General features: G+C 40.8%; 15 protein-coding genes and 2 pseudogenes. 5 read left to right on the top strand and 12 right to left on the bottom strand.

Annotation, left to right across the window (positions count from 1 at the left end; all coding sequences use genetic code 11):
* Nucleotides 1-119: 119 nt before the first annotated feature.
* The 4 genes and pseudogenes from V7K60_RS18950 to V7K60_RS18935 all read right to left on the bottom strand — a co-directional run bounded on the left by V7K60_RS18950 (nucleotide 120) and on the right by V7K60_RS18935 (nucleotide 3,634).
* A complete protein-coding gene (locus V7K60_RS18950; protein ID WP_334927358.1) occupies nucleotides 120-1,616 on the bottom strand; it encodes a helix-turn-helix domain-containing protein in 1,497 nt (498 codons plus the stop codon).
* 243 nt (nucleotides 1,617-1,859) lie between these two features.
* A pseudogene (locus V7K60_RS18945) lies at nucleotides 1,860-2,092 on the bottom strand (ISKra4 family transposase); the annotation flags it as partial.
* Between the two features lie 454 nt (nucleotides 2,093-2,546).
* Nucleotides 2,547-3,029 (bottom strand): hypothetical protein, encoded by a 483-nt coding sequence (locus tag V7K60_RS18940; protein ID WP_334927357.1) that lies wholly within the window; start codon nucleotides 3,027-3,029, stop codon nucleotides 2,547-2,549.
* Nucleotides 3,030-3,178: 149 nt separating this feature from the next.
* Nucleotides 3,179-3,634, bottom strand: coding sequence for a CAAD domain-containing protein (locus tag V7K60_RS18935; protein ID WP_334927356.1), 456 nt, complete (start codon nucleotides 3,632-3,634; stop codon nucleotides 3,179-3,181).
* Nucleotides 3,635-3,729: 95 nt separating this feature from the next.
* On the opposite strand from V7K60_RS18935, the gene V7K60_RS18930 reads away from it, so the two are divergent.
* Nucleotides 3,730-3,933, top strand: a complete 204-nt coding sequence (locus tag V7K60_RS18930; protein WP_334927355.1) for a hypothetical protein — start codon at nucleotides 3,730-3,732, stop codon at nucleotides 3,931-3,933.
* Between the two features lie 63 nt (nucleotides 3,934-3,996).
* Here the strand turns inward: V7K60_RS18930 and V7K60_RS18925 are convergent, their stop codons facing one another.
* Nucleotides 3,997-4,233, bottom strand: a complete 237-nt coding sequence (locus V7K60_RS18925) for a hypothetical protein (protein WP_334927354.1) — start codon at nucleotides 4,231-4,233, stop codon at nucleotides 3,997-3,999.
* A 633-nt stretch (nucleotides 4,234-4,866) separates the two neighbouring features.
* Between V7K60_RS18925 and V7K60_RS18920 the strand changes: the two genes are divergently transcribed.
* The 4 genes from V7K60_RS18920 (at nucleotide 4,867) to V7K60_RS18905 (ending at nucleotide 7,485) form a co-directional block, all read left to right on the top strand.
* Nucleotides 4,867-5,733: a DUF2382 domain-containing protein gene (locus V7K60_RS18920; protein WP_334927353.1), complete on the top strand. Its 867-nt coding sequence runs from the start codon at nucleotides 4,867-4,869 to the stop codon at nucleotides 5,731-5,733.
* 127 nt (nucleotides 5,734-5,860) lie between these two features.
* Entirely contained in the window at nucleotides 5,861-6,298 is a 438-nt protein-coding gene (locus V7K60_RS18915; RefSeq protein ID WP_334927352.1) for a hypothetical protein, read from the top strand.
* 69 nt (nucleotides 6,299-6,367) lie between these two features.
* Nucleotides 6,368-6,889, top strand: coding sequence for a hypothetical protein (locus V7K60_RS18910; protein ID WP_334927351.1), 522 nt, complete (start codon nucleotides 6,368-6,370; stop codon nucleotides 6,887-6,889).
* Nucleotides 6,890-7,350: 461 nt separating this feature from the next.
* Nucleotides 7,351-7,485, top strand: coding sequence for a hypothetical protein (locus V7K60_RS18905; RefSeq protein WP_334927350.1), 135 nt, complete (start codon nucleotides 7,351-7,353; stop codon nucleotides 7,483-7,485).
* On the opposite strand, the gene V7K60_RS18900 is transcribed toward V7K60_RS18905, so the two are convergent.
* The 7 genes and pseudogenes from V7K60_RS18900 to trpC form a co-directional block, all read right to left on the bottom strand.
* Nucleotides 7,463-8,740: a hypothetical protein gene (locus V7K60_RS18900; protein ID WP_334927349.1), complete on the bottom strand. Its 1,278-nt coding sequence runs from the start codon at nucleotides 8,738-8,740 to the stop codon at nucleotides 7,463-7,465. The two genes, V7K60_RS18905 and V7K60_RS18900, sit on opposite strands and share 23 nt — an antisense overlap.
* A gap of 344 nt (nucleotides 8,741-9,084) precedes the next feature.
* Nucleotides 9,085-9,759 (bottom strand): hypothetical protein, encoded by a 675-nt coding sequence (locus V7K60_RS18895; protein ID WP_334927348.1) that lies wholly within the window; start codon nucleotides 9,757-9,759, stop codon nucleotides 9,085-9,087.
* 664 nt (nucleotides 9,760-10,423) lie between these two features.
* Nucleotides 10,424-12,628 (bottom strand): annotated as a pseudogene (locus V7K60_RS18890) (pentapeptide repeat-containing protein).
* Between the two features lie 279 nt (nucleotides 12,629-12,907).
* On the bottom strand, nucleotides 12,908-13,915 hold the full coding sequence (locus V7K60_RS18885) for a zinc-dependent alcohol dehydrogenase family protein (protein ID WP_334927347.1): 1,008 nt from the start codon (nucleotides 13,913-13,915) through the stop codon (nucleotides 12,908-12,910).
* Between the two features lie 457 nt (nucleotides 13,916-14,372).
* On the bottom strand, nucleotides 14,373-15,602 hold the full coding sequence (trpB, locus tag V7K60_RS18880) for a tryptophan synthase subunit beta (RefSeq protein ID WP_334927346.1): 1,230 nt from the start codon (nucleotides 15,600-15,602) through the stop codon (nucleotides 14,373-14,375).
* A gap of 264 nt (nucleotides 15,603-15,866) precedes the next feature.
* The gene (gene trpA / locus V7K60_RS18875; RefSeq protein WP_334927345.1) at nucleotides 15,867-16,784 is read right to left on the bottom strand and encodes a tryptophan synthase subunit alpha; all 918 of its coding nucleotides are present in this window, start codon (nucleotides 16,782-16,784) and stop codon (nucleotides 15,867-15,869) included.
* A 38-nt stretch (nucleotides 16,785-16,822) separates the two neighbouring features.
* The gene (gene trpC, locus V7K60_RS18870; protein ID WP_334927344.1) at nucleotides 16,823-17,653 is read right to left on the bottom strand and encodes an indole-3-glycerol phosphate synthase TrpC; all 831 of its coding nucleotides are present in this window, start codon (nucleotides 17,651-17,653) and stop codon (nucleotides 16,823-16,825) included.
* Between the last annotated feature and the right edge of the window lie 106 nt (nucleotides 17,654-17,759).

The raw sequence follows: 17,759 nt of genomic DNA, 5'->3' as shown, positions 1-17,759 counted from the left end.
ATCAGTTGAGTAGGGAGCCGGCATAACTATGAGTATTTTTGCTGCCTCTTTAGTTTCCTAAATTTGTGGTCTATTCAATTGAAAAACGCTGTAAACAACCGAGAAAAGTTTAGTTGAAATCAATACTTATTAAGGTGTAGTTCCAGTGTGTTGAGCAACTTGGGCAAGTCCTTTTGAGAAACCTGACGTGTACCTGTCTCGACTGCATCAACCCAGGAAATGCTTTTCCCCATCGTTATAGCGAAAAATGCCCTCGACCAGCCTTTTGCTTTTCTAGCTTCTCTGATGAGATTACCTGATAGAGGCTGGAGCTTGTTTACACTTAGCTGATTTGAGTTCAGGGTCAAGCGTTCCTGTACTTCTGCTGGTAGATGAAAACGCCATTTAGAATTTAGTATTTCGCTCCAGTAACCTATAGGCCTTTTAATGCGATCGCTGCTTATTAACCAAGCTGGCCCTGTTTCTAGTTCTGCTTGCCATCCAGCTTCTTTGACAACTTTTAAGTCAGTTTCAAAGTCATCAGCCATTTGCCGTCTCAGTTGTCTGTCTTGCTCTGCTGTTAACACTTTGTCTGCACTGTAAGCAATCTCCATCAAAGTCTTACCCATTACACAATCCTGAAATTCTGATTGGATTTGGAAGGTTAACCAAACTAGCATTCTAGCCGCGCCAGCATTTTGTTTACCAATGCTAAATAGTTTCTGTACAGTTTTCTTGGTAATAATTCCAGTGTGGTAGTGGTATTTAGATTTGTTGAGGAAGTATTTTGTCCATACTCCAGCTTGACCTATCACCTTTAAAGCTACAAGCTTGTTATTGCCAGCTTTATCTGTTTTAAAATCTCGTATTATGCTGATGTCCCAAATCTTTAAATCAGCAACAGTAAAAGTTCCAGCTTTCTCCTGTTTAGGCCATGCAATACAAGCTAGTACTTGAGCAGGTTGCCGTAGCAAGGAGTATAAAATACTCAATTTTTCATGCTTGCATAAATCTCTGCGTTTCACAAGCCCTGTGTATTCAAGTAGTTGCTTGTCATCAATTACAAAATGGCCTGACCAAGGTTTATCTAAGCTAGCTACTAGGGCACAGTAAATCAGGTGAATAGCACACGCCCTTGGATCAAATTCGTCTATAACAACTAAAGCTGCCTCTTCTGCCAAAGTTTCTGGTTGTGGAGTTTCGGGATTATCTGTTACATAGTAAAAGATTTTTCCTTTTCCAGTTTCAGCTTCTTTTTCGTAATTAAAAGTATTATTTACTTGACTTTTCCATGACAAATTCATTTTTTGAGATAAGACTTCAGCAACTCCATACAAAACTAGCGACAAGGCAGCAATATTGGTCTTACTATCAGGAAATAAAGAAGCTTTTTTGAATCGTTGAGGTTTTGATGAATACTGGTAATTTAATAGTAAGTTTTGTTCAGATTTATTAACTCTGTCTTTAAGAGGAATTTGCTTTGACAATTGAGTACTTGGGTCTTCTAGAGATTCTTTATCAAGAGCAACATTAGTGTCCTTTGGATTTGGATTACGATTACGGGAAATGCTAATTCCCATTACCTGGTGAAATAGATGCAGAAGTTGACTATATAATGTTTTTGCTAACTGTTTCATTTGTCTACAAATCCGCTGCTCACGTTTACCCTTGTTCCATTCAAAAAATGTCTATGTCTGCTTAAGCAGATCCCAAACAATCTTTAAATTCATCGATGAGTTTTCTTACTCCCTGCACCCCTACGAAGACAGTTCTATATATCTTAGATAATCTTTGCAATAGAATTTTACTTACTGCTGACTGTAAAAGTTATCATCCTATAGCTAGAATTAACTGGGAGCATCCATTTTTGGCAGAAAAGCTCAAATAGCAAGTAAACCATTGAGATAAGCACAACAAACAGAGAGAATTTTCTTGATACTTTCAAGATTCCACTGTGCGCCAGAAATTTTTATTTTGGCATCAAGGAGTTTAATAGCAGACTCACCTGCTTCAGAGCCAATAAAATACAGTTGTTCAGCCTGCTAATAGCTGTAGTTGACAATGCTAGGCAATGTTTGTTGAGATAAGCGATGAAGTTCTGAACTTGTTTACCTCAGCTTTCTTTTTTAAAAAGTATCTATCAAAAGTTATCTTTATCTTGAAAATTTTAAAAACTCTTATACCAATTCTATATGAAGATGCGCTAAATCATATTAGGACTGAAGTATAAGAAATAAAAACGAACCACATTCGCTGTCTTCGTCTCCCCTTCTCCCAAAGGGAGAGGCTAGCGCCAAGGGAGAAGGGCGCATACTCCTACGGAGAAGCAAGCTACGCGCAGCGTCTCGTAAGAGTTGGACACAAAGAAAGAAAAAAAGAAAGTAAGTAAGAAAATTTGGCGCAGCCTCACAAAGAAATGATATTAGCGTCTGTAGTAGATAAAATTTTAAATAATAGTTTTAATTAGACATCATAATGTTTTAAATCCTTATGAATATAGTCAACCTTAAATATGTAAAAAAATAGAATGACGGTTACACGTCATCTATTTATAATGGTTGCAACAATTAATTTGTTGGAACAGGAGCTTCACTCAAACCCCTCAAGTCTCGCCCTGTAGGACTATTATTATATCCTTGAAAGTTACGGTATTGTTGTGCCTCCTCCTCTGGAACACGAATACCTCCTTGTGGCGGTGTTACCCAAATAGGACGACCTTTAGCATCTCGATAGTAAACACGCCCATTCTTAGAAAGGTAGTGTTTTCCTTGCGCTCCCGTTCCTTGGGTATTCTTTCGCTGATTGTAGAGGTAGTAAAGTCCAGCCGCTCCTGCCAAGATTGCTACTTTCTGTCCTGTACTCAATCCCCTCTTAGCTTGGGGTTGATTTACGGGGGCGCGATTATTTAAATTTCTACCAACACTATCGTCAATCGGAGCTGAGGCAGCATTTTGGGAACCTCCACCGCAGCTATTAAGCAGTGGGACTGTTAGCAATGTTGAAAGAAATACTGTTGCAGGAAGCAAAGCTAGTCTATTTATCTTGATCATACATTTCCTTTTGCTTCTAATTTAGCTAACGCGGTATAAGAACCTACACTTGTATACAAAGGTCAAGTAAAAAACTGAGTTTTACTTGACCACTTAGAAATACACAAATATGGCGAAAAACAAACTTTTCATCCGCCACTATACTGTGGTTAGCTCAAGGTCTGTGATTCTTGTCTGCCTAGAATTTGTTTTTGAAGCAAGCGAATTTCTGCTACTAATTCTTGCCGTGTGGAATCTTTGAGCAAATAACGGAAAGTAAACCAAATTGTGTAACTAAGTCCAATTAACTCTAAAATTGGAGAAAGTAATGGAATATCATTGATTGCGTTCAGTACTGCTAGAAAAATTCTTAGTGCTGTAACCGCTATCACAAGTAAAGCAAAGCTAATAATCGGTAGTTTGTATTCTTGATAGAATCTACCTATGTACTCAGGTAGTTTTGCTAAAAATATAGAAATCTGTCTACCAATTCTTTGCCATTGTTCCTCATTTTCCGAGGCGGGTGGTAAAATTACTATGTTTCCAGAGTCTGAACCTTTAAGTGCTTCTATCTGGTTTTCAGAGGCAGCATCGACATACTGCTGTTGCTGTAATTCAGTATCCATAATTATCTCCTGATTTTTTGCAATGAGAGCAGTTTTAAAGTTTACACTTTGTTGTTATCAACTTTGGCAACAGTTGCTTTGCAACTACATTTTTAATGCCTTTTATAGCGTTTCCTAAGCAACTGAGATACACCCAAATATTATTTACCAAGGTTAGTAACTTTGAAAACGTACCTCACCAGATTAGAAACCGCTATATTTCCTTTCGTACCTGCCATCAGGTTTTATTTATCTACATTTCTAGCAATCAAGGACATATTATCCAACCAGAAACCAGCATCGCACTGTTCACTAAGTGACACTTGTGCATCTCGCTTCTTTGAGAATACCCCTATTGCTTATTGCTGTCTTTGCATAATTTCCTAAGGAACTGTGGTAGCGGTGGAGTGAGCAACAGGTATAGCAGTATAATCAGGACTTATAGAACTAATTAAAGTTGGGTCATAGATTTGCCACTCTTGAATTCTATACCTGCTGAGAATTGAGCCAGCGTCACGAAGGTCATCGTCAGCTTTATCACCAATGCACTGCCTAACTTCAGCATCAGCAATATCATTATTGCCGTCTCCATCCTGCACAACTATAGATCCTCTATCCATTACCAAAGCCAGAATCTCTTAACTCCGGCAGCGCTTGTTCCGCATTCCCATCGTGAGTAAATATGCTTATAGCACGCCAATGTACACCTAAGACCATGATTTCTCCTGATAACTCCTTAGTAGCAAAGGTAAATTTTGATTTACAAATTTATTAGGTCTTTGATAAAGTTTAGACGTTTTTAGATTTACTTATCATCAATCTTTTGGAATAAGTTTTGTCTTGACCAAGACTGATAACAAGTATTACATCTCAAACAATAAACGTTAAACAATGTCAGGAGATTTAATTTCATGTAAGGTATTAAAAAATATATTTAACTAGTTGAGTTTGATGATGTATATAGATTTAGCTAACTTCAGACCTGACATTTAATGCTAGAAACTAGTCACATAAAGGCTAGAAAGGAGTCACAAAAGTAATAAATTATTAGTTAAAATATATTTTATAATCAGTAATACTAGAGTACTAAAATATTTAATTAATATCATACTTTTTGGTTACTAAACTATATTTAACTACTCCAATTGATTAAATATCAATATAATTTAACTCAATCTTCAGAGAGAAGATTTACATAAACTCAATTGTGTAATTTATAAATAAGACACAGCAAGATTTTAAGGAATAAAATAATGCCTCTGCAGAAAATAAGTGAATTTGATACAGATTACCGTAATACTCTTGGTAAAGACATCAAAGGAATGGGTGTGTATGTTCAGGGAACTGATGAGAAGATTGGCACAGTAAGTGATGCTGTACTAGACGACCAAGGAGCATTCCGCTATTTAATTGTTGACATAGGCTTTTGGATTTTTGGCAAGAAAGTCTTACTACCAGTAGGTAAATCGCGTATTGACTCTACAGCAGAGCGTGTGTATGTCGTTGGTGTAACAAGAGAGCAAGCGGAAAATTTACCTGAATATCAAGAGCATACAACGCTTGACTACGACTATGAAGAACAGGTGCGTGGAGGATATCGCACATCGTCTGTAGAAAGTTCAGCTGCACTAGGCTCGACAGTTGGCCGCACTACTCCCAGTCCTGATCCTAACAGCTACACCTACGCACACGACGCGGATCTATATGATGTTAGCGCTCACGAAGACCAAACCTTCAAACTCTACGAAGAAAGGCTAGTTGCTAATAAACAGCGCCGGAAAACCGGAGAAGTAGCGATTGGTAAGCATGTCGAAACCGAAACTGCAAGAGTTGCTGTTCCGGTGGAAAAAGAGCGAGTCGTGATTGAGCGAGTGACTCCTCAAGACACAGGCAAAGTTGTGTCGCCTCAAACAGCTAACTTCCGTGAGGGCGAGGTAGCACATATAGAACTTTATGAAGAAGTTGCAGATGTCCAGAAGGAAGCTTTTTTGCGGGAAGAAGTTAGAGTGCAAAAAGTTGTAGACAAAGAAACTGTTGAGGTTCAAGAAACCATTCGACGCGAAGAATTAGACGTTGACAGTCATGGAACTCGAATAGAGAATAAAACTGACCGGGGTTAACCTACTTAAACTGTAAAGGTGATTGCATTTGAGTTAGTAGAAGCAGGTTTTCTACCTGCTTCTACTCAAAATACTTTAAGTATATTCATGTTGTAAAAGAGTCATTAGCTTAGATTAGGAGGTTAAATTGAAAATGATTCAACAGTTTCGCCGGTTTTTAACAGCTTTAGTCTTGGTATTAGTACTAACAACAACGGCTGCCTGTAGTGGTACAGTTCAAGCTAAACAACCAACTCAATTACCGCCCGGAATTAGTCGGAGTGGTGACTATGCTCTGTTAGAACGCGGGAACAGTGTACAAGGTCAAGATTTTGGTAACTGGGTTGTCAGTACAGCGAAGGGAATTGTGCAAGATGCTTATGTACGTGACAACAACAAGTTAGGTGTTGTGATTACGCCTCAAGTTCGTCCGACGGAAGTGCGACCATTAACAAAATCGTTACTCCAAGGTTTTCACAAAAATTTTCCCAATCAAGACTTAGAAGTTTTGATATATGCACCAGACAAAAAACTGATTTTGACGGGTGAGTATGACCGACAATCAAATCAAGTTGAGTATAAATAATGACTCACTTGGGATAAAAAATAACTGAGTTAATTTAGTTGATTACAAATAGAAAAGGAGACATTTAAAATGAGCAGCAGTGACAAGTATAAACGCGAAATTCTCAACGAGTTGGCTCACGGTAATACAGAGTCTTTAGATGATGTTTCATCCGATCCAACTCAGGAATACCAAAATTTTGACGATTTTGCCCAGCGCTCATCTCACGATCAACGTCGGCAATTGTTTAGTCAATCTTTCAACCATAAGAGCATTCCACCAAGCCAGCTGGAGCCAGAACTCCAAAAAGCGATCGCTCAGATTAAGCCTAACGAACGGGATGATGTTGCACGGGCATTTTTCAAGCACTTAAAGCAAAGAGGTCTAGACGAGCGCCATCTGGAGCGAGATTTGGGACTTTCTACCCACAAACCCAACCACATGAATGCAGATGACCTAACCAAGTTGGCATCTTTCACATATCATAGCCATCCTGACATCTTCCAAGAAGTGATGGCTGAACAACCAGGGATTCTTAAGTTTCTCAGTAATCCAGTGGTAGGAGCAGCTTTAGGAGTGATCGCCTCTAAATGGTTTGGTGGTCATAAATAACAATTCCCAAAGTTGATACATATAGTTCTTTGTCTGAACACTGTAAATACAAAGGAGACGATGATTGTGACTCAGAATAAGCAACATGCAGATAAGTCTGACGAAAATACCAACCCCTAGCAAGAGCAAACCGATGCTCAATCTTCAGGAGCAGGCATTGGTGCTGGTATAGCTGGCGCAGCGATTGGTGGTCGAGTTGGAGGAGTAGTTGGTGCTGTAGCAGGCGATTTGGCTGGGAAGGGTATATCTGAACCTCTTGGGCTTTATTGAGTTTGTGAACGGTTGAGTTAGTTTTCTAGTATGACCATCAACCGATACTGATAGCATCTAACAACATCTCGTTAAATTGTTTAACGAGATGTCAAATTAACAAGGTGGCCGCCGCATTAACAATGTAAGCTGATGCATTAACTTAACTTTGTAGTGCGAAGGCGTAGCCCTAGACATTCCAAACCATCTCCATGAGGATAGCTTGGCGCGGACAGCATCAATTCTCGCTAATTATTGCTGTAAGTCAACCTAGTAGAGAAACAGAAAGTGCGATCGCAATCAGCTTAGAAGGATTGAATTTACTTAACAGTGTTGTTGTTTTTTGAACAGTGAGAACAGCAAACACACCATTCCCATTACTACCAACGACACTGAAGAAGCAGGTTCTGGGACAGGTTGAGGGTTTTGCACAGGCTGATAATTGATGAAATTTCCTTGAATTGGGCTGAGTGATGCCAAAAGTTGCTCAATATCCTTAGATATATTAGTGTCATTACCAACACTTTTAGAAGAGATGAGGCGGTTAAAGGTTTGGCTACTTGATACATCAAAATCTCCTGTAAACCCAAGAAAATTTTGACCTATTTTACCTATAAGAGAGTCAATCAGATTATTAACATCAGTCTTGATCCCTTGTGGGGATAACTTTAAACTGCTGATATTGTTGACGTTTCCAATCGTTGTATTGTCAGTCTCTGTTAACCAATTGCCATTACCAATAATTTCATTTCCATTGGTAAAAACCCAGTTACCATTACCAATAATTGTGTTATCAGTGCCGAAGTCCCAATTGCCGTTTCCAATGGTTGCGTTGTCACTGCCGAAGTGCCAATTACCATTACCTAGTGTTGAATTCTTACTTCCGTTGTCCCAATACCAGTTGCCATTACCAAGGGTTGTGTTATTCTTTCCAAATAGCCAGTTGCCATTACCAATGGTTGCGTTGTCATTATTAAAGTTCCAGTTACCATTACCAATGGTTGCGCTGTTACTGCCATAATCCGAGTTAAAATTACCAATAGTTGCGTTATTATTACCAAAATTCTTGTTACCTTTCCCAACAGGTGCGTTGCTCTGATTAAAGGTTTGGCTACCTGAATTAGATGTATTCCCAGTGTTACTAAAGGGTATATTGTTACCAAGGACTTCTTTCAACGGATCGAAAGGCGATTGTTGAAGCAGACTTCCAGCACCTGCAATCGGATTACTGTTACCTGCAAATGGATTGGTAGCCCCACCTAGAATGGGATAACCACTGCCTGCAAACGGGTTACTACCTCCTGCTAATGTGTTATCAATACCCTTAAAATAGTTATCACCCAGAACTAACTTTAATCGCTCAAAGATTAATTTCTGAAGCCCACTGCCACCATCACCTGCAAACGGGTTAATACCGCCACCTGGAATGGGATTGTTACCGTTACCTAATAACAGATTGTTACCACCCGTCAACAGGCTGCCTTTAGCAGCAGACAAACTACCATTGGCAGCAAAGGAGTTACCGCTATATAGGTTGCTAGCGCCACCTGCACTTAAGAGGTTAACTCCACCATTAATGGGATTGACAGCAGACGCTTCCATTGGCACTAATTCTCCTATTTTTTAGTTAAAAAATTATTGGGTCTTCAGTACCTGTTATACTAATTATGAATTTGCTTAACCCAAAATCTCTCTACAAAAAAGGCTTTATTTATCTAACTGTCAAACTAACAAAAGATATTGCCTAAATCCTTACCTGTAAATAGTTACAGGACGTAAAATAGCAAACTAGTACAATAAGGCAGAAGGTACATTATCGATAATACACGCTTTTCAGTTTTATCGAATGGTATGTTTATTTGCACCAAGCTGTACTAGCATACTATGTACTGAACAACTTATCATTGTTCCCTTGTATTTATCTGCTGATTTTCGCAAATATTGTATTAAGCGAAGGGGTTTTGTCCACCAGTAGGAAATGGTGAGGTTTGTCCACCAGTAGGAAATGGCGAGGTTTGTCCATCAGTAGGAAATGGCGAAGTTTGTCCACCAGTAGGAAATGGCGAAGTTTGTCCACCAGTAGGAAATGGCGAAGTTTGTCCACCACCCACTTCCTTGTCAAGCTTTGAGTTAACTAGGTTGTCAATAGTATTCCTCAAAGTGAACCCGTCCGGTATTTTAGTTGTGCTAATACCATAGGTCTGGCTGCTACTACCAGTCAAAGGGTCGTTGCCACTACCTGTGGATGGGATACCACCGCCTGTGGATGGGATACCACCGCCTGTGGATGGGCTACCGCCGCCTGTGGATGGGCTACCGCCGCCTGTGGATGGGCTACCACCAACTGTAGATGGGTTTACACCGCCTGCAAAGATATTCCAGAAGTTGTCGCCAGCGAAAGGATTACCACCGTAGGGTAAATCAGGCTGACTGCCACCGCTACCGGCACTACCACCAAATGGGCTACTACCACCTTCTCCATTACCAACACCACTGAATAGATTTTTGACGCCTTCCTTACCGACAACTACTTCCAAGCGACCGAAGGGTGATTGTCCAAGCGGATTGTTCCCACTAGTAGAGGAGTTACTGCTACTACTATTACTCAAATCTTCTGCCATTAGGATTAATCCTCCTGTTATTTTGATGAAAATTTTGCTAGCATCGCAACATAAAACAGACAAAATTTAAGTCCTTGTTTGTGACTTTTTTGTTGTCTTTTTGTTAGGGAAACTAGTTAGTAGCTATTAGATTATTTGGTTCTCTTGCTTAAGTGGAGATAATCAATTTTTAACCAATACTACTTACACTGTACAATGTATATGATTTGATTTTGAAGGACAATGAAAAATATTTTGATATATTTATCAAATTTATAGATATTTTTAGACAATTATTAAAAAAAATAACTAAAGTTTTTGGATATTAAAATTTAATTTGGATGAATTATTAAATTACAATGAATAATCTTTTGATAAAATTACCAAATTTTTAGATATTTAATTTATCTGCGTTTATCCGGGACTATATCACTTTTATCCGACGTTATAGTGTGAGACCAATAACAAGAAATAGCACGGTTACTTATAGCTTACAATAAGTAAGTCGGCACAATAAAAGCAAACTATCTGAATAAAAGCAAACAAGGTTGAAACGCTTTTTTTCCTTGCCCTCTGCCCCTACTCCCTGCCTTATCCCAACGATAATTATTTACGCCGACTTAGTTACCTTACATCATATTAGCACCACTACGAAGTGTAGCGAAAAAAGGTTTAGGTACAGGGATTACTTCAGATAAATCAGCAAATTCAATCCCGGAATTGTACGTGAAAGTGTCCACAAAACTAGGGTGATGTAAATTAAACCCAAACTCCATTGATACCAAGCAAGTGCAGAGATGATACCTGGTAAGTGTTCGTCTCGCAGGCGAATATCATTAAATCCTAATTTAACTAGGTTGTTGAGACTAAAATCATAGTAATTGAGCCAGTTCCAACGGCGATCGCACAATAAGGGCATATATCGTTCCCGAAATGTCTCATTCCTTGGTATCACTGGCAAACGTCCAATCAATAATCGTAATTGGCAAAATGTGCCGTCTTCTGTAAAGTAAGAAACGTCCATTAAATCGTGATAACGACCTTGTTAGTAAAGTCGGATTAATAAAGCCATTGGGACGGGGACAATAATTATTAACAGACCTCCCAATGTCAGCCAAGGTTGTTCAGCATTGCGAAAGATCGCTAGTAAGCTGAAGAATTCTAAAACGCTAAAACTGACTAATATCGAAATGGTTTCGTAAGATGTGGGAATAATTGGTACGGGATGCAGCCGACGATAGCGATCCACCAACCAAAACAGTAAGCCAAAATAAGCGATCGCTAATCCTCCCACGCCAAAGACTAACCAAAAATTTGTCCCATAGCCACTCAACAACAGCAATACACTCAACGCCAACCAACTCCAAGCTTGGAGTAACCATCCACTGATAGAAAGGCTTTCGCCACCAATTAAGCGATGTCTAGCGACAAGCCGTTGCACGTCTACGCTTAGTTGGGTATATTTTTCTAAACCGATGTCTGCGATGGTGAGTAACTCACTACTGTTGCGAAAGGATTTTAGCAGACGACGCTGGGCGATCGCTTCAGCTTGAGTTGCAGAAAAACCCAGATTAATCAAACTTGCAACTGTTGCACTATTAATATTTGTAGCCGTCAGAAGATGGCCAAACTCTATTAATCGCAGTCGTTGTTTTGTGTATTCCAGTTGATTAGCATCGGCAACTTGCTGTTGTTGACGGAAATTTTGCCCCAAATTCCGCAAGACGTTTTGATTACCTTGCAATGTTGGGATGCAGAACATCTGACCAATCTGACCGGGATTACCTAAAATTTTCGCTTGGTTAGAGTTAAAAGTTAAACTAGGTACGCTTAAACAAGCCTCTTTAGAAAATCTCGCATCACTAAAATCTGCTTGATTCAGAATGTTTGCACCTTGCAAATTTACTAATTGGTTAAACTCCGCTTCTCGGAAGCTTACGCCTTGCTCAAAAATCGCTTCTGTTAATAGGAGGAACTGATTAAAATTTGCTTTAGCAAACTGGGCTTGATTGGCAAAATACACTTCTGAAAAATCAGTATTTCCTTGCCATTGGACATTACTGAATTTAGCCAACTGTTTAAAAGTTCTTTGATTGAAGTTGGCAGTTGTCTCAAAGATACTACCTTGAAAATCAGCGAGATCCCGAAATTTAATTTTTTTAAAATTAGCTTTTTCAAAAAATATACTGCCCTGAAAATTGCTTGGTTGCTGAAAGTTAGCACTTGTGAAACTAACAAGACGAGCAAATCTGGTTTCAGTCCAGTTTGTGGGTTGGAGAAAAGTTGCACCTTGGGCATCAACAGACTGAAGAAAAAATGTATTGGAGAACTTCACTTCGCCGTTGAAGCGAGTTTGCACCAGTGTTAAGACACCATGAAAGACGGCGATTTCACTGTATGGAGTTGATTCTGTTCCCAAAAGCGATCGACAATCTTTAGAGTTGAGTAAAGCAATTGCGAGTGACTCTAGACAAACGAAGCGCAAACGTTCTAGTTTTTCTTGTTCGGTAGGGGTGAAAATGGGTGCGTAGACGCCTCGTGGTGAGGAGGTCGCAGTCTTCTCCCAAGGGGAGACGCTAAAAGCGATGGCGGTTCCCGTCGTTAGCGCAGCGTTAGCGAGTCTTCTCCCAAAGGGAGACGCCAAGGGCGAACGAGCGTCTTGCGAACCTCCGAACCCGTTGGCAGAGCCTCTCGTAGAGAAGGGCTTGTTGCCAGACATCGCTTTTGCATACAATGGTGTTCTTAAACCCAAATCGCTGCCGACAAAATCTCCCAGAATCAAAGCATAGCTGAGGTCTAAACCTAGAGGTTTTGTACCGAGTTCTTTTCGCAGTAGTTGGTAAAAAGCATCACGAAAGCTGGCGTTTTCTGGGCGTAAATCAATCGCCATCTTTTGCAAATCTACGGTCAAATTTCCTTCACGCAGTGTGGGTGTGCGTGGTCGTTCTTGCAATAATTCTAGAGTTAGGGGTGTGCGTTCTGGTTGTGTTTGTGCTGCCCAAGCAGGTAGGGGGAGGAAGAGGAGAAGTAAAACGCAAAGGAACGCATTTGCAAAGCGTCTCGCAGAGAAGGGAAGTGCGGAGGTATGCAGAGAGAGTTTTCTGGGTATCTTTGCGTTTGACCTCTGGGTACATCTGTGTTTAAAAGATAAATTATGCAAATTGTTCGATCATTCGTCACTAATTAGCAGAACAATTTTACCCGCCACAGTACCGCTTTCAATCAGTTGGTGGGCTTTAGCTGCTTCTTTTAAAGGAAATTTGTGACTCACATGGATTTTTAATTTGCCTTCATCGATCCAGGTGGCAGATTGTTCGAGAATCTCTGCATGATGCTGGAGACTATCTTGTAATCCTAGCAAAGCTGGTGTCAGCATTAATTCTAAACCAATGCGGAGGTTGCGAGTTCTAGCAGTTTTCCAAACAGTATTGGCATCTGGTTCGAGAATGGTAACAATATCACCATAAACTCGCACTGCGGGGAAGGTTTTGTAAAAGGTTTCGCCGCCTACGGTATCAAAAGCCAAGTCTACACCTTCGCCGCCAGTCCAATCTAATACTGCTTGCACAAAGTCTGTTTGTTTGTAAAAAATTATATGGTCAGCACCAAGTTCTTTGACGAAATTAGCTTTTTCCTCAGAACTCACTGTGGTGGAAACAGTAGCACCTTTGAGTTTCGCTAATTGAATTGCTACATGGCCGACACCACCAGCACCTGCATGAATCAAAACCCGTTCTCCAGGTTCTAATCGTCCCCGTTCATATAAAGCTTCCCAGGCAGTTATTAATACTAAAGGCGCTGCTGCTGCTTCAGCAAAGGAAATAGAGGCGGGTTTACGTGCCACAAATCGCTCATCCACAACGGTATATTCAGCGTAATTTCCTTGGTGTGCGCCCAAGCCACCATAGCAAAAATATACTTCATCACCTGCGCGAAAACGCTGCACGCCAGCACCCACTGCTTCGACAATACCTGCACCATCACATCCTAAAATTGTTGGCGTGCGATCGGGGTAGAAACTGCCTCGACTACGAAGTTTAGTGTCAATGGGGTTAATGCCAGCTGCCACCAAACGCACTAAAAGTTCAGTATTCCCTACAGGAACAGCAGGGTTTGGCACATCCTGTACTTGCAGAACTTCGGGACTGCCAGCTGCTGTCATCAAGACTGCTTTCACAACTCTTTCCTCCTAGCTTTAGATGCACATTCTTATGCAACTTTAGCGCAAGAGGGTAGATATAGAGATGTTTCTGAGCCAAAACTGCAATGTCTTCCACACTTTTAAATATGGGTTCCCTTCCGTCTCCTGCCTTCTGAATTACAAAAGATGATTGTTTTTGTCTAAATTTGATAATTGAATTTACCTAACAATGTTGCCCCACTTTTTACATCGTTACAATACTTTTTTATCTCCTATTTTAGCTGTTAAAAACTTTAAAGATAATGATAATCGTGTAGAGGGATACTTGCCTTATCCCTCTACACGATTATCATTCTGATTAAAAATATTTTGAGTATTTTAACTGATTGACTCTAACTGATGGTCAGTTGTAGAACTCAGAAGGGATGAAGATGTTATCGGGTGGAGTTGGAGTTAGAGCTATCATTTTGATCATTTGTCATTTGTAATTGCATTAGTGATTAAGGACTTTGGCGACGGTTTGCACGTCTTTGTCACCTCTGCCGGAACAATTGATGACGATGCGGGGACTGCCTTTTAATTGAGGACAAAGGGTTTCGAGATATGCGATCGCATGAGCAGTTTCTAAGGCTGGAATAATTCCTTCTAATTGCGAAAGCTTTTGAAATGCATCTAAGGCCTGTTTATCGGTAACGCTGTAATATTCGGCGCGACCAAGATCCATTAAATAACTATGCTCAGGACCAACGCCGGGATAGTCTAATCCGGCGCTAATTGAATGAGCTTCAATTACTTGACCATCATCATCTTGCAGTAAATAGCTCATTGCACCGTGCAACACACCTATTTTCCCTTTTGTCAAGGTAGCAGCGTGTTTTTCTGTGTTTACACCTTCACCCGCAGCTTCGACTCCGATTAGACGCACCGAAGGTTCATGCACAAACTCATTGAATAAGCCAATCGCATTGGAACCTCCACCCACGCAAGCCAGTAGAATATCTGGTAATCCTCCCCATTTTTCTAGAGACTGAGCGCGAGTTTCTACACCGATTATCACGTGGAAATCACGGACAATCATCGGGTAGGGATGGGGCCCTGCAACAGAACCCAGGATGTAATGGGTTGTTTCCACGTTTGTCACCCAATCCCGAATTGCTTCAGAAGTTGCATCCTTGAGAGTTCCCGTACCTGCCTCTACTGGACGTACTTCTGCTCCCATCAACTTCATGCGGAACACATTCAGGGCTTGGCGTTCCATATCTTGGACACCCATGTAAATCACACATTTCAAACCAAACCGCGCACATACAGTTGCAGTCGCAACCCCGTGTTGTCCTGCACCTGTCTCTGCGATAATCCGTTGCTTACCCATGCGTTTAGCGAGTAACACCTGAGCCAAAGCATTATTAATTTTGTGAGCGCCTGTATGATTTAAATCTTCGCGCTTTAAATAAATTTGTGGCCCTGTGCCATCTGGTCTAGCGTAGTTTGTTGTCAGGCGTTCAGCAAAATATAATGGGCTGGGTCGTCCGACATAATCACGCAGTAAGTTTTGCAGTTCTGCTTGGAAACTCGGCTCGTCACGATATTGGTGAAATGCTGCTTCTAATTCACTTAATGCAGGCATTAAGGTTTCTGGGACGTATTTACCGCCGAACTTGCCAAACCTGCCCAATGAATCTGGTTGTTTTGTTGCAGTCTTGATGTCTTGTATGCTTACCACTGTTTAAAATCCTTTTACGTTGAAATATCTTTACAGCCAATATTCCCTTTGCGTTTTTTGCAGTTCGTTACTCTTTATCGAACTGCAGAACCGCAGAGAACGCAGAGAGAAGAAAGAGCTTTTTACTTAGTTGAACTCAAATCTTGCACCAGTCCCAACAACTGCCTCAGAATTCATTCTGAGGCTAATAGCTAAAGTCTTCTAAAGAAGACTGAACAAGGATTTTAGTCCACTTGAGTGGACTTAAGCTATTAGCCCAGAAATTTATATCTGGGCGGGCGATGGTGCTAATCGAGAATCCTGCAAAATATCAACAAAACCAACTTTTTGCAGGGATGCAGAAGTAATTGCTGCTTTGAGTTCTCGACAAAGTTGTTCTACAGCAAGCAATCCTTCAGTTGGGCTACCTTCAGCTAACCGTTTAACAAAAGCACTACCAACAATCACCGCATCTGCACCCCATTCTCTTACTTGATGCGCTTGTTCTGGCCCTGAGATGCCAAAACCAACGCCAATAGGTTTATCAGTGACGCTTCGCAAATCTGAAATTAAATCTTTTACGCGGTCTTGGATTTGAGCGCGGATACCTGTAACACCTGTAACGCTCACTAGGTAGATAAAACCCTGAGATTGACGAGCGATCGCTAAAATCCTATCTTTAGAACTGGTGGGAGCTACGAGTAAAATTACTTCAATTCCAAAAGAGGCAGCAGTCTGTATTAATTCTTCTGCCTCTTCCAAGGGTAAGTCTGGCACTACCAACCCTCGCACTCCAGCAGCAGCAATTTTTAGCAAAAATGACTTAATACCCCGGTGCAAAATCGGATTGTAGTAAGTAAATAGAATTATTGGCGCTTTTAGGCTAGGAATCACTACATGTAACATCTCTAATACTTGCTCTAATTTCGTGCCTTTTTGCAAAGCGTGGGTTGCTGCTGCTTGAATCACAGGCCCATCTGCCAGAGGATCGGAGTAGGGAATGCCCAACTCAATGAAGTCAGCACCATTGCGATCTAAGATGCGTAAAGCTTCGGCAGTGGTTTCTAAGTTAGGATCGCCTGCTGTGATAAAGGGGATTAAAGCACACTGTTGGCGAGCCTCCTGCGGAGGAGCTTCTCCTGACAGAGACGCTTCGCGAACGCTAACGCGTAAAGTTTGAAAGGTATGCGAGATAGAAGTCATTCTGATGATCCACTGAAAGTTAATAAATATTTGAACGTCTACTTGGGAAAATTCAACAAACGTCTGATGGACTGCTCTGAATCAGTTGGCTTGACCAGGTATTCTCCAATCAGGACTGCATCAGCTCCCGACTCAGCTACTGTAGCTAAATCAGCAGATGTGTATAAACCAGACTCACTCACAACTGTTATCCCTAAAATCTTTAACTTTTCCAAACGTTCTGCTAATAGAGATTGAGTTGTTGCTAAATCAACGATAAAGTTTTCCAGATTGCGATTATTAATGCCGATCAATTTCACATTTGGTAACCCTAGCACTCGGTCAAGCTCCTCAAGAGTATGCACTTCCAATAAGGCTGTCATACCCAGATGCTGAACAATCTGCTGAAAATTTTGCAGAACTTCATCGGATAAGATGGCGGCAATTAATAGCACTGCATCCGCGCCATTGACCCGTGCAAGATAAATTTGGTAAGGATCAATAATAAACTCCTTGCAAAGCAACGGTAGTGCAACGCTCTTTCTAATTACCCGCAAATTTTCAAAACTGCCGTGGAAAAATTTCTCGTCGGTTAACACTGATATACAGGTAGCACCGCCTCGCTCGTATGCTTGAGCAATCTTGACAGGTTCAAAGTTGGCACGGATTACTCCTTTACTAGGTGAGGCTTTCTTGACCTCTGCAATCAGGCTAGGTTTGGTGGGATTTTGCAACAAGGCACTTAGGAAATCTCGCGGCACTGGTGTAATACTAGCTTGATGTTTTAGTACTTCTAGAGATAGTTGCTCACGCCTTTTGGCGACCTCTTCCTGTTTGTGCAACACAATCTCCTCAAGAATATGACGTGGTTTTGGCGACTGTGTAATCATTAGGTTGTTGATTATATAGCGGTATGCATTTGAATGAGATACGAACTTGTGTACTATAGGTCTGATTTACTGAATTCAAGAGTGACTTGGAAGACCTGATACTGGC

This window comes from Nostoc sp., from assembly GCF_036917555.1.
Taxonomy (GTDB): domain Bacteria; phylum Cyanobacteriota; class Cyanobacteriia; order Cyanobacteriales; family Nostocaceae; genus Nostoc.
Note: the sequence above shows the minus strand (reverse complement) of the source record. Positions and strands in the feature narration are given on the sequence as shown.

Bases quoted from the DNA above. Each gene is read 5' to 3' on its own strand.
- V7K60_RS18950 (WP_334927358.1), bottom strand. From the start codon at position 1,616: ATGAAACAGTTAGCAAAAACATTATATAGTCAACTTCTGCATCTATTT.
- V7K60_RS18940 (WP_334927357.1), bottom strand. From the start codon at position 3,029: ATGATCAAGATAAATAGACTAGCTTTGCTTCCTGCAACAGTATTTCTT.
- V7K60_RS18935 (WP_334927356.1), bottom strand. From the start codon at position 3,634: ATGGATACTGAATTACAGCAACAGCAGTATGTCGATGCTGCCTCTGAA.
- V7K60_RS18930 (WP_334927355.1), top strand. From the start codon at position 3,730: ATGCCTTTTATAGCGTTTCCTAAGCAACTGAGATACACCCAAATATTA.
- V7K60_RS18925 (WP_334927354.1), bottom strand. From the start codon at position 4,233: ATGGATAGAGGATCTATAGTTGTGCAGGATGGAGACGGCAATAATGAT.
- V7K60_RS18920 (WP_334927353.1), top strand. From the start codon at position 4,867: ATGCCTCTGCAGAAAATAAGTGAATTTGATACAGATTACCGTAATACT.
- V7K60_RS18910 (WP_334927351.1), top strand. From the start codon at position 6,368: ATGAGCAGCAGTGACAAGTATAAACGCGAAATTCTCAACGAGTTGGCT.
- V7K60_RS18905 (WP_334927350.1), top strand. From the start codon at position 7,351: ATGAGGATAGCTTGGCGCGGACAGCATCAATTCTCGCTAATTATTGCT.
- V7K60_RS18900 (WP_334927349.1), bottom strand. From the start codon at position 8,740: ATGGAAGCGTCTGCTGTCAATCCCATTAATGGTGGAGTTAACCTCTTA.
- V7K60_RS18895 (WP_334927348.1), bottom strand. From the start codon at position 9,759: ATGGCAGAAGATTTGAGTAATAGTAGTAGCAGTAACTCCTCTACTAGT.
- trpA (WP_334927345.1), bottom strand. From the start codon at position 16,784: ATGACTTCTATCTCGCATACCTTTCAAACTTTACGCGTTAGCGTTCGC.
- trpC (WP_334927344.1), bottom strand. From the start codon at position 17,653: ATGATTACACAGTCGCCAAAACCACGTCATATTCTTGAGGAGATTGTG.